We start from the raw sequence: 11,577 nt of genomic DNA on the forward strand, positions 1-11,577 counted from the left end.
CGGACGGACACCTGCATGACATACCCGAACCCGCCAGATATCAACATCATCCGAGCCGCTTAAATTAGCGGTATTGCACCAGGGGGGACGAGCAGCCCGTGCAGCCGGTCGGTGCGGTTTCCCTGCAGGAACCGGATTGTCAGGTGGCCGGATCGGGGATCCACCAGACCGCCATACGAGATATCGGCGCCCAGCCGGGAATGCAGTTCGAGGACCGCGCGGCGCAGGAGGCGGTCGTCATCGGGCTCATTGCCGGTCGTCGTCAGCTCCGTGTTCGCGAAAAGGGGGTATTTGTCACAAGCTAGGATGGGCAAGCGGCCGGGGCTACCCCCCAACGGGGGTACTGGGACGTGCTGCCCGTGGTGCTCCCGGAGTGAATCATTCCGCTGCTCAAAGCGGGAGAACGTCTACCCCTGACGGGGGTGTCCACGTGTTGGCCGGCGGCCCGGTTACCCCCGAACGGGGTAGTCCGGCCGGGCGTGGGCGCGGCCTCCTTGGCCTGAAGCCCACCGTTCGGCTAGTTTGTCGCGAATGCGGCGAAAGAGCAGAGTGACCTCCACCGGGCGCGTTCTTCTCGCGGCGTTATGCGCCCGGCATCACTGGGTGGTCGTCGGCCAGTGGGCCATCTGCCTGGTAATGCTCGTGGTCCTGGTGCGTGGGCACGGCGCCCGTTTCAACACCGACGTCGCCGTCGCGGGCAGCGACTCCGCGCATGCGCTCGACCTCGTCAGCCGCGCCCTGGGCGGGACCGAGATACCGGATACCGACACGGTGGTGCTGCACGCCCGCCACGGAACGGTCGACGACCCGCTGGTGCGGGCGCAGATCACCGCTCTGGTGGCGCAGCTCGGGAAGGTGCCGCGGGTCGCCGGCGTCGTCGATCCGTTCAGCCCGGCCGGCGCGGTCGTCCTCGGTGTCGACCCGGTGAGCGCGAACCGGCGCACCGCGGTCGCGTCGGTGATCGTGAAGGGCTCGGCGCTGCACCCCGACCGAGCCACGGCGCAGCGACTGGTCTCCGCGGCGCGTTCCTACGACGGGCCCAGCCTTCAGGTCGAGGTCGCCGGCCCGGACGCGGCCGCGGTCAACGCCACCGCCATCTCGCCGTGGCCGATCCTCGTCGCGCTCCTGGCCGCTCTGCTGCTGCTCGCGGCCACCCTCCGTTCCCGCGGCGCGGTCGTCGTCTGCGCGGTGACCACCGCGGTGGCCACCGCGACCGCGCTGGCTGTCGTCGCGCTGCTCTCGCACGTGACGACGATGACCCTCTACGCGCCGCTGCTCGCCGCCGTCGTCGCGGCCGGGACCAGCCTGGGCGGCACGGTGGTCGTCGTGCACCGGGCCCAGAGCGGCCTGCGCGAGGGGGCGGCACCCCTGGAGGCGGTGACGCGGGCCGCCGCGCAGACCGGCTTCGCGATCGCGTGTGGCGGCCTGTGCGTCACGCTCGCGATGGACGCGGTCGTGGCACTGGGACTTCCGTTCTTCAGCGGCGTCGCGCTGGGCTCGGCCGCCGCGGGGACGGCGACCGGGCTGGTGATCCTGACCCTGCTGCCGGCCCTGTTGGCGATCTGCGGCCCACGGCTGCTCGGCTGGACGGAACGCCAGCACCTGACCAGCAGCGGACGCGGCCTGAGCCATCCGCCCGGGCTGCGGGCGAGGTGGGCCGGCCTGGTGCACCGCCGGCCCCTGGTCGCGGCCTGCGCCGCGGGCCTGCTGCTGGTGGTGCTCGCCGCGCCGGCGGTGACCCTCAAGCTCGGCGGCGCCGACGACGGCGCCGAATCGACCTCATCGACCACCCGGCGCGCCTACGACCTGCTCAGCGCCGACTTCTTTCCCGGGCTGAACGGGCCGATGATCGTCGCCGTCGAGCTCGGCCCCGCCGCTACGGCCGTCTCCCCGGACGCACTCGTCGCCGCGCTCGGCAGGACTCCCGGGGTCGAGCGGGCGGCGGTGAACGTGAACAACGCCAAGGCGGGCGTAGCCATGATCCGCGTCTTCCCGACGGTCGGGCCGCGCTCGCCGGCCGCCACCGCCCTGTTGAGCCGGCTGCGCGAGCAGGTGATCCCGCGGGCGCTGGCCGGGACCGGCTCGCGGGCCTACGTCGGCGGGTCCACCGCCCTGTTCGCCGACATGGCGGCGAGCTTCCAGGGCGCGACGACCGGGTTCCTCGCGATCGTCCTGCTGGCGTTGCTGGGCTGCGCGTACCTGATGCTGAGATCGTCGACGCTGGCCGCCGCCCTCGCGCTGGCGAGCGCGCTGTCGATTCTCGCGGCGGCCGGCGTTCTCGCCCTGCTGTTCCAGACCAGCCTGGTCACCCGCGCGCTCGGACTCGCCACCGGACCGGTCGAACCGTCGCTGCTGGTGATCGTCCTGGTCGCCGTGTTCGGCCTGCTCCCCGGGCTGAACTTCAGCCTGCTGGTCCGGCTTCTGGAGCCCGCCGGCCCGCGCGACTCGAAGGGAAGGGCTCGTGGTCGCCGTGGCGCCACCGGGCCCGTCCGGCTCGGCCACGCGGACGTCGGCCACGTCATGCTCACCATGAACCTCGTAATGCTGTTCCTGTTCGCGGCGGTCGCCGCGCAGCCGGCCCGGATGATGAAGGTGGTCGGCTGCGGCCTCGCGGCCGGCGTCGCCATCGACGCTTTCCTGCTGCGGGCGACCCTGCTGCCCGCCCTCCTGCACCTGCTCGACCGGCGGTCGGTGGCCGCCGTCGGAGGAGAACGGGTTGGCACGCCCGACCGGCGCCGGTCGGTGGCGGAGCTCGACTGGACGCAGTCGCTGGTCGGCGGGCCGCCGACCCCGGCGACCGCCGTGCGCGACGGCGTCGAGCGGGTGACCGTGCCGATCCGGATCTCCCGGAGCGAGTAGGCGGCCCCGCGGCCACCCGGCCGCGACACCTGGTCGGCGAGCTGGTAGCACATGGGACCAGTTCGTGGCGGACGAGGTGAGGAGCCGGTTTGACGATGATTGGTCTGTCGGAGGGGGAACTCGCTTCGGAGTGGGCGCGGCGATATCCGGCGCATGCCGGTGGCGCGGTGCGGCTGTATGGCGAGGAGTTCCATCGCGACCCGGCGGCGGTCTACTGGCGATTACGGTCGGAGCACGGACCGGTGGCGCCGGTTCTCGTCGATGGTGCCGTCCCGGCGTGGCTGGTGCTCGACTACCGGGAGTTCGGCCAGGTTCTCGAGAATCCGGCGCACTACACCCGGGACTCGGCCGCCTGGAACAGCTGGGACCTGATTCCGGCGGACTGGCCGCTGATCCCGATGATCACGAAGCGGAACACCGTGTGGTTCCTCACCGGGGACGAACACCACCGCAGGGTGTCCGTGCTGGCCGACGGGCTGGGCGCGGTCGACCCGTTCGAGCTGCGGACGGCCAGCGAACGGGTCGCCGACGCGCTGATCGACGCGTTTGCCGACCGAGGCAGGGGCGACCTGATCGCCGAGTACGCCGAGCTGCTTCCCCTGCGGGTGACGACCGCGCTGCTCGGCATCCCGCCCGCGGACAGCGCGGCGATCGTGGCCGACCTCGCCGTCGTCGTCAACGGTGGCCCGGACGCCGTCGCGGCGAACCTGCGCCTGCGCGCCGGACTGCAGGCGCAGGTGAGTGCCCGGCGCGAACGTCCGCGGTTCGACGTGCTCTCGCGGCTGGTCGCGCACCCGGTGGGCCTGGGTGACGGTGAGCTGCTGGAGGAGCTGCAGACCGTCTTCGCGATCGTGCACCAGGCCACGTCCGCCTGGATCGGCAACACGCTGCGCCTGATGCTCGGTGATTCCCGGTTCGCGACGACGATCCTCGGTGGGCGGCGCAGCGTCGGCGAGGCCATGGCCGAGGTGCTCTGGGAGGACCCGCCCGGGGCGACCCTCACCGGCCGGTGGGCGGTGGGGCGGCGGGTGCTCGGGCGGTACTTCCTCGAGGCGGGGGATCTCCTGCTGTTGAGCATCGCGGCGGCCAACACGGACCCGAAGATCCGCCCGGGCATGGAGATCATCCATCGCAACCAGGCGCACCTGGCGTACGGCTACGGCGAGCATCGGTGCCCGCTGGCAGGTCAGGAGATCGGTGAGGCCATCGCGGAGACGGCGGTCCAGGTCCTGCTCGATCGCCTTCCCGACGTCGAGCTCGCGCTACCGATCGAGCGGCTCCTCTGGCGTCCGTCGCTGTGGCTGCGCAGCCTGGTCGATCTCCCGGTCGTCTTCACCCCGCCGGGGCCCTGAGCGCTCGCTGCGGCCCGCGCTCACTGCCCGCCGCGCTCACTGCCACCGGCCGACCTCCGACGCGGCACCCGCCTCGTGCTCCCGGTCGGCGCAGGGGAGCGTGCCGTTGTCGAACCGGGTGGCCGGATGGCAGGAGTCGTCCGCTCGCCCCAGAAGGCGCAGGTACCGCCGCTGGCCATGCCGGATCGGGACCGTCGTCCTTGACTCGACGACGGGCCACCCGCCGCTGGCCTGGCCGGGCGGCACCGCCCAGAGGCTCGGGGCTCGCACGGACCTGGGCCGTGGCCGCGCGACGACGGCCCGCGGCGGCTGAGCGTCGACCATGGCGGGTGCCTGCCCCGAGTCCTCCCGCGCCCCGAAGCGGGCATGGAGCCGTCGAAGCGGCGCCGGTGCCCACCAGTTGAGACCGCCGGCCAGCGCCATGATCGCCGGCACGAGGAGCGCGCGCACGATGGTGATGTCCAGGAACACGGCGAGGGCCATCCCGACGCCGACCATCGTGACGATGCTGATCTGGGACGTCGCCACCCCGACCATGACGACGATGACGGCGAGTCCCGCATAGCTGAGCATCGGCCCGGTGGCACCGAGCCCACGGGCGACGGCCGCCCGGTTGTCGCCGCCGCGCAGGTACTCCTCCCGGATGCGGGCCAGGAGGAAGACCTCGTAGTCCATGCTGAGCCCGAACGCGATGCAGAAGATGAGGACCGGGGTGGTCAGCTCGATCGTGCCGGAGACCTCGAAGTCGCCGAACAGCCAGCGCAGGTGCCCGTCCTGGAAGATCAGGACCATTGTGCCCAGCACCGCCGCCATGTTGAGGGCGTTCAGCGCGAGCGCTTTCAACGGCAGCAGCACGCTTCCGGTGAACAGGAACAGCAGGACGAACGTGGCGGCCACGACCACGGCGACGGCGCCCGGCAGGCTGTGCACGACGGCGTCCCTGGACTCGAGCAGATGGGGTGCCAGCCCGCCGACGTCGACGGAGTAGGGGGCGGGTAACGCCCAGACGAGCCGCACCATGTCGCGGGCCGAGTCTGACACGGGTTCGGGGTCCGAGGGCCACAGCGACAGCCACGCCCCGCCGTGGGATCCGAGGAAGGCGCCGCCGTCGGGTGGCGCCGGGGCGATCTGGCTCCCGGCGGCGTAGCTGCCCGACGCGGTGTCGACCCGGGCCACGCCGGGCACGGTCGACAACGCCCGGGCGTACGCGGCGAGCCGGTCCGCGACCGGTTTCTCGCGCGCGTCGACGCCCGGGACGACGATCGGTATCTGGCAGGGAAGGCAGACCGGGTACTCGGTGCGCAGCGCGTCGGCGACCTCGTGGGACTCCGCCGTCGCCGGAAGAATCGTGTCGTCGGCGAGGGCGACCTTCAGGTGAAGGGTCGGCGCCGCCAGCAGGAGCATGAATCCGATCGCGGCGCACGCGACGAGAACCGGCCGGGCCATCACCTTCTCGGCGAGTGCCGACCAGCGCGCGCCGGCGCTGCCGCCCGCGGGCCCGCCGCCGAACCGCGGGCGGTGCGCGCCGCCCTGCTCGCCGGTGGCCCAGCCGGTGCCGCCGGTGGCTCGGCGCCGCCCGCGGTCGAGGCGGCGCCCGAGCAGCATGATGGCCGCGGGCAGCAACAGCAGCGCCGCGAGCTCGGACGCCAGGACGACGCCGACACCGGCGTACGCATAGGACCGCAGGTAGGGCAGCGGGAGCAGGAGCGCACCGGTCAGCGACAACGCGACCGTGAGTCCGGAGAACAGCACGGTGCGACCAGCGGTACGCAGGCTCGTCCGCAGTGCCAGGGCGTCCGGCTGGCCGCGGTCGCGCTCCTCGCGGAACCGTCTGAGGATGAACAGGCTGTAGTCAACCGCGAGCGCGAAGCCGAGCGCCGTGATCAGGTTGATCGAGAAGACCGAGATGTAGGTCAGCCGGGCCATCAGGCGCAGCAGCGCCAGGCTCGCGACGACGGTGCTGCCCCCCACCAGAATGGGCAGCATCGCCGGCACGACTCCGCCGAAGGCGGCGAGCAGCACGAGAAAGACCAGCGGCGCGGTGACCAGCTCCGCCCGTTGCAGGTCCCGGCGGCTGTGCTCGGTCACATCGCGCAGCACGGCCGGGGCACCGCCGAAACGGACCTGAACTCCCGGTCCCGTGTAGGCGTACTTGTCGTGGAGCTGGGACAGCCGGCGCTGGATCTCGTCCTCGCTGCCGCCGAGGCGGAACAGGATCAGCCCGGAGTCGCCGTCCTTGGCCCGCAGCAGCGGTTTCGCGCCGGCGGTGGTCCAGTACGAGACGAGTCCGGCGACGCCCGGTTCATGGGCCAGTTGTTCGGACAGTTCCCGGCCCAGTCCGGCGGGCGTCGCCTCGTCGATCGAGGACCTCGCGACGATCTCGACGGCGATGTTCGGCGGCGCGCCGGGGAAGTCGTCGTCCAGCAGCCGCTCGGCCCGTGCCGCCGAGCTGTTCGGCGCGTAGAGGCCACCCGTCCCCAGGCCGCCGAACACGCCGGCGGCCCAGGGCATGGCGAGCACGCCCAGCAGCGCCGCCACTCCCAGCACGCGCCGCCCGCGGGTGATCGCCAGATCGGCCAGCAGGTCGAACACGGAGGGGCGCGGCGAGGGCACCTGCGAACGTGGCTGCTCGGCGGCAGGGTCCCGCCGAGGCCGGAGATCGGCGCCTGTCGCTCGTACTCGTGGTGGGGCAGACCTGCGCGAGGTTGCCAGGGGTAACTCCGGCATCAGCCCAAACTAGGGACGCCAATCCGCGCTCGGTACCCCCGTTCGAGGGACTTTTCCTATTTGCCGGTTATAGAGTGTTTTCTCCGTTTATCGCGAAACGCGGCGAGGTCACTGGAGCAGCCCGGACCGCCGGGCCACCGTGACGGCTGCGGTCCTGTTGTTGACTCCGAGCTTGCTGCGAATGCTGCGCAGGTAGGCCTTGACGGTCTCCGGGCTGACGACGAGACGCTGCGCGGCCTCCGCGTTGGACAGCCCTTCGGCGACCAGCCCGAGTACTTCCAGCTCGCGCTGAGTGAGGGCGTGAGCCTCCTGCGGCCCCGGCACCGCCTCGAGCACGCTGCTCTCGATCAGGTCGCGGATGGCGGCGATCCGCGTCCTGGCCTCCGGCGTGGCCATCTCCAGGGACAGCGCCACCAGCTCGCTGTCGATCCGCATGAGCGCCCCTTCGTCGACCTGCCACCGCCGCGGCGCGTCGATCCTGTGCGCCCGCGCGGCCTGGGCCACGAAGGACTCCAGCTGCCGGACGAACGACAGCGCGGATCTGGTCGTCGTGGTGCCGATCGGCTTGTCAGACCGTCCCGCCAGGTACAGGACGTACAGCACGCGGCCGTCCAGCCGTAGCGGCATGGCGAGCACGGAGCGGACCTGCTCCTGGCAGCTGGACCGCCGCCGGGCGCGGAAACCCTCGACCGGTGCGCCGCCATAGTCGGCCAGCACGTGCCGGCCGAGCGTGACGACCCGCCCGCCGGTGCCCCGCCCGGCTGGCACGGTCATGCCCAGGCAGGCGTCGGTCCGCGCGCCGTCGACGCTGCGGATGGTCAGCGTCTTGGTCCGCGGATGCACCTGTCCGGCAAGGGTGAGATCGGCGCCGGTGCGGTCCCGGAGCCGGGCCGCGACCTTCGTGAGGAACTCGTCGGCGACGTTGTCGGCGCATGGCTCTGGCATAACTGGTCCTCCTCGACCATCCCGCCGCGATCGTGACGCGGGATATCGGCGGCCGGAGCGCTGGTTCCGGGCGGAACGAGACTGCGTTCCGCCCGGCATCGCCGGCCGATGGGCTCGCCTCAGCGCGGACGGTCGCCAGAACCCGCCCGCACGCACATACCAGGTCTCGCGGAAACCGCCTGGACAGAAGGCGACCCGCACGGCCGGCCCCAGTGGCCATGCGGGCGGTCGCCGACTTTTGCCGACGGTGTCCGCGAGATTGTCAACAGCAGTCTTTACCTGTTCGAATGGGCGGCTACTTCGTGCGCCAGACGGACGCCAACCGTGCGCCCGAAGCCAGGTGTCCGAAGTCGCGCGACCAGGCCATTCTCGAATGAATCTGATCAACGCCTCCCGCCGGTCAGGGTACGGCCGGGGCCGGGTCCAGGGCAACTGAAACCCCCGAAAGGGTGGGATTCGCCGATGCTTCACAGCAAGCGTTCGCGCATTCAGTCCGAGCGGGCCGTCGGCGTTCCTGCCCGCCGCTGCCCCGGTGGTCCGGAAAGTGGGCGGAGTAGAATAACAATTGGTATGCGGAGCACTCTGGCCGGACCCTCGGCCCACCTCGTGGAAGATCCACGAGGTGGGGCACCGTGCCGCCGGGACCGGCGCCACCCCGGCGCCACCCCGGCGCGAGATGGCGCCCGCCGGTCGCGTGGTGTCGAGGTCAACCAGGTCGCCTGACCGCCGTCCGCCCTGCCGCGAACGGAGTATCTGCACCAATTCGGCCAGATTTGCCCCTATTCCGGGGTAATGCGGGTATATGCCGATGTCCTAGCTTCGCGAGTCATGCTGTTTCACCCGATGTTTGGGAAAGAGGGCTCGGCCGGCCGCTGGCGGACGGCGCTCGTCCTGCTGGCCGCGACGGCGGCGGTCGCGGCCTGTGGCCCCACCGCCGGCGCACAGCTCGGCGACGATGCCGCCTCCAGCCAGACCGCGCCGGCTTCCGAGAGGTCGCCGGTCGTGGACCCGGCTGCCGGCCCATCCGAAGCCAGCTCGCCGCGGGCCCCCACGCAGACCCCCGTGACCCCAAGCGGGACGCCCGCCCCACTGAAGATCACCGCCCGGGACGGCACAGCCCTGACCGGCAACGTCGTCACGCCGCCGGGTTCCGGTGCTCATCCGCTCGCGGTCATCCCCGCCGCCTGGGGATTTCAGGACACGACGTTCGAGTCCGAGGCCGAGGCGTTGTCCAAGCGTGGCTACGTCGTGGTCACCTACAACACCCGGGGATTCTTCGGCTCGGGCGGGACCGTCGACGTCGCGGGCCCCCTCGATGTCTCGGACGTCTCCGACGTCATCACCTGGGCGCTCGGACACACCCCGGCGGACCCGCGGCGCATCGGCGTCGCCGGCCTGTCCTACGGCGCGGGGATCGCGCTGCTCGCGGCCGCCGCCGACCCGAGGATCAAGGCCGTCGGCTCGCTGAGCGGATGGACGGACTTCGGGTACTCGCTCTACGCCGCGAACACCCGCCACAAGGCCGCGGTGAACCTCCTGACCACGACCCAGCAGCTCACCGGCGGCCGCAGCGGCACCGAGTTCACCACCTTCCTCGACGACTACGCCGCCTTCCGGAACATGCCGGCCGTGCTCGCCTGGGCGAGGATCCGCGGCGCGGGCAGCTATCTCGACGCGGTCAACGACCACCACCCCGCGATCTTCATGGCGGCCGCGTATGGCGACAACTACTTCTCGCCGAACCCGCAGATCGACTTCTTCACCGCGCTGACCGGGCCCAAGACACTCCGGCTCGCCCCCGGTGACCACGGCACCAACGAGATCGGCGGCGTCCTCGGGCTGCCGAACACGGTCTGGTCCGCGGCCTGGGACTGGTTCGACCGCTACCTGCGTCCCGGCTCGCCCGGGGCGACGGCCGCCGCGCCGGCACCCGTCCAGCTGACGACCGACGGCGGAGCAGTGGAGACCTATCCGAACTGGGCCGCCGTCACCGGGTCCACCAGCACCCTGCGCCTCGGCCCCGCCTTCCTCGGAACCGGTGAGCTGTCGCCGACGGCCGCCACGGGAGCCTGGTCGACCACGATCCGGTCCGGCACGGACACCACCGCGAACGCGGGAACGATTCTGATTACCAAGGCGCTTCAGGGCATCACGCACCTGCCACCGGCGCTGCGACTCGAAACGGTCGACCGGCGTGACGGCGCCGTCTGGCAGGCCGCCCCGAACTTCTGGCCGCAGCGGATACGCGGAATTCCCACGATGCGGCTCAACATCACCCCGAATCTCGCCACGGGCACCGTGGTCGGCTATCTCTACGACACCGGTCCTACGGGCAGTTCGACGCTGATCAGCAAGGCTGTCTACACCTATCTCGACGCCAAGCCCGGCACCGCGCTGACCGCGACGCTCACCTTCGATCCGGTCGCGCGTGACGTGGCAATCGGGCACCGCCTGTCGCTGGTCATCGACACCAAGGACGACCTCTACTACGACCTGGACGGCGCCGGCGGGACCGTCGCGTTCGGGTCACCGGACGGCGAACCGTCCCAGCTGACCGTGCCGCTCGGCTGAGCCCGCGCGCTCGGAGGCGCCACGCGAACAGGGTTCCACGAATCGTCCTGGAGGGGGATCCGAGATGAGGAGACAACAGAATGCCAACCGACCAGCCGACCGACAGGATGGAAGGCAGAGCACACGAAGTTCGGCCTAGTGGCACGGCGGACCGACTTCCCTTAGCGCCGACCGAAGATGCCGGCCTGTCCCGCGACGGGATCCGTTACCGGATCGTCTATCGGCTCCTGAGAATCCTGATCGGCCCTGTTCTGAGGTTCCTGGGCAGGCCGCGAGTCTACGGCCTGCACAACATACCCCCGCACGGGGGAGCGATCCTGGCCAGCAATCATCTGTCCTTCCTGGACTCGCTTTTCCTGGCTCTCGTGCTGCGGCGCCGCGTCACCTTCCTCGCCAAGAGCGAATACTTCACGACACCTGGCTTCCGAGGTGGCCTCAAGCGCGCCTTCTTCACCGCTTCCGGTCAGATCTCGATTGATCGCAACAACGAGAGGCGTGCGTCCGAGGGCATCCGGCAGGCGATCGACCTGCTCCGGCAGGGTGAGCTGGTCGGGATCTACCCCGAGGGCACCCGCTCGCCCGACGGCCGGCTCTACCGCGGCAAGACCGGTGTCGCCCGCGTCGCCGCGACGGCTCCGGCGCCGGTGATACCGGTAGCGATGATCGACACGGTCCGGGTGCTACCCCCCGGCCGGCGACTGCCGCGTCGAGGCCGCGTCGAGGTCCGCATCGGGCCGCCACTCGACCTGGACGCCTACGGCGACCCGCCGGACCTCCGCCAGTACCGAGCCCGCACCGACGAGATCATGAAGGCGATCGGAGCGCTCTCGGACCAGCCGTATGTCGACCAATACGCCCAGCAGGTCAAGGCAAAACTAGGCCTCGCCAAGAGGCGGTAGTCCCGCCACCAGTCAGGGGCGGCACCGATTCACCACCTGGCCCGGCCGGCCCACACCGGTCGTGGCACGGGTTGGGTAAAGAAGGTGCCGCCCCTGCTGGAGCCTGACCCGGCGGCGCCTGCGCTCGCGACGGGCCCGCTCGCACGAACGTGGGGGGCGCGGGGGGGGGGGGGGGGGGGGGGGCGGGGGCGGGCGCGGGGGGGGGGGGGGGGGCCGCGGGGGGG

The 11,577-nt window shown here is 71.5% G+C and carries 7 protein-coding genes; 5 read left to right on the forward strand and 2 right to left on the reverse strand.

Features of this window, described 5'->3' with window-relative positions:
* The first annotated feature begins 98 nt into the window (after positions 1 to 98).
* The 3 genes from I6A60_RS39105 (at position 99) to I6A60_RS39115 (ending at position 4,211) form a co-directional block, all read left to right on the forward strand.
* Positions 99 to 305 carry a hypothetical protein gene (locus I6A60_RS39105; RefSeq protein WP_203025352.1) on the forward strand — a complete coding sequence of 69 codons (207 nt, stop codon included), beginning with the start codon at positions 99 to 101 and terminating at the stop codon, positions 303 to 305.
* Positions 306 to 549: 244 nt separating this feature from the next.
* Entirely contained in the window at positions 550 to 2,859 is a 2,310-nt protein-coding gene (locus tag I6A60_RS39110) for an MMPL family transporter (RefSeq protein WP_307874098.1), read from the forward strand.
* Positions 2,860 to 2,954: 95 nt separating this feature from the next.
* Positions 2,955 to 4,211: a cytochrome P450 gene (locus I6A60_RS39115; RefSeq protein ID WP_238437179.1), complete on the forward strand. Its 1,257-nt coding sequence runs from the start codon at positions 2,955 to 2,957 to the stop codon at positions 4,209 to 4,211.
* 36 nt (positions 4,212 to 4,247) lie between these two features.
* Here the strand turns inward: I6A60_RS39115 and I6A60_RS39120 are convergent, their stop codons facing one another.
* Complete coding sequence (locus I6A60_RS39120; RefSeq protein WP_203025355.1) at positions 4,248 to 6,824, reverse strand: MMPL family transporter; 2,577 nt, start codon at positions 6,822 to 6,824, stop codon at positions 4,248 to 4,250.
* A gap of 222 nt (positions 6,825 to 7,046) precedes the next feature.
* Entirely contained in the window at positions 7,047 to 7,883 is an 837-nt protein-coding gene (locus I6A60_RS39125; RefSeq protein ID WP_203025356.1) for a LuxR C-terminal-related transcriptional regulator, read from the reverse strand.
* Between the two features lie 828 nt (positions 7,884 to 8,711).
* Between I6A60_RS39125 and I6A60_RS39130 the strand changes: the two genes are divergently transcribed.
* Positions 8,712 to 10,454, forward strand: a complete 1,743-nt coding sequence (locus I6A60_RS39130; protein WP_238437177.1) for a CocE/NonD family hydrolase — start codon at positions 8,712 to 8,714, stop codon at positions 10,452 to 10,454.
* Between the two features lie 80 nt (positions 10,455 to 10,534).
* Positions 10,535 to 11,353 carry a 1-acyl-sn-glycerol-3-phosphate acyltransferase gene (locus I6A60_RS39135; protein ID WP_203025357.1) on the forward strand — a complete coding sequence of 273 codons (819 nt, stop codon included), beginning with the start codon at positions 10,535 to 10,537 and terminating at the stop codon, positions 11,351 to 11,353.
* Positions 11,354 to 11,577 lie beyond the last annotated feature (224 nt).

It is taken from the genome of Frankia sp. AgB1.9, from assembly GCF_016786355.1.
In the GTDB taxonomy this organism is placed as follows: Bacteria; Actinomycetota; Actinomycetes; order Frankiales; family Frankiaceae; genus Pseudofrankia.

Excerpts from the sequence above, each read along its gene's own strand:
- I6A60_RS39125 (WP_203025356.1), bottom strand. The coding sequence starts at position 7,883 with ATGCCAGAGCCATGCGCCGACAACGTCGCCGACGAGTTCCTCACGAAG.
- I6A60_RS39130 (WP_238437177.1), top strand. The coding sequence starts at position 8,712 with ATGCTGTTTCACCCGATGTTTGGGAAAGAGGGCTCGGCCGGCCGCTGG.
- I6A60_RS39115 (WP_238437179.1), top strand. The coding sequence starts at position 2,955 with ATGATTGGTCTGTCGGAGGGGGAACTCGCTTCGGAGTGGGCGCGGCGA.
- I6A60_RS39135 (WP_203025357.1), top strand. The coding sequence starts at position 10,535 with ATGCCAACCGACCAGCCGACCGACAGGATGGAAGGCAGAGCACACGAA.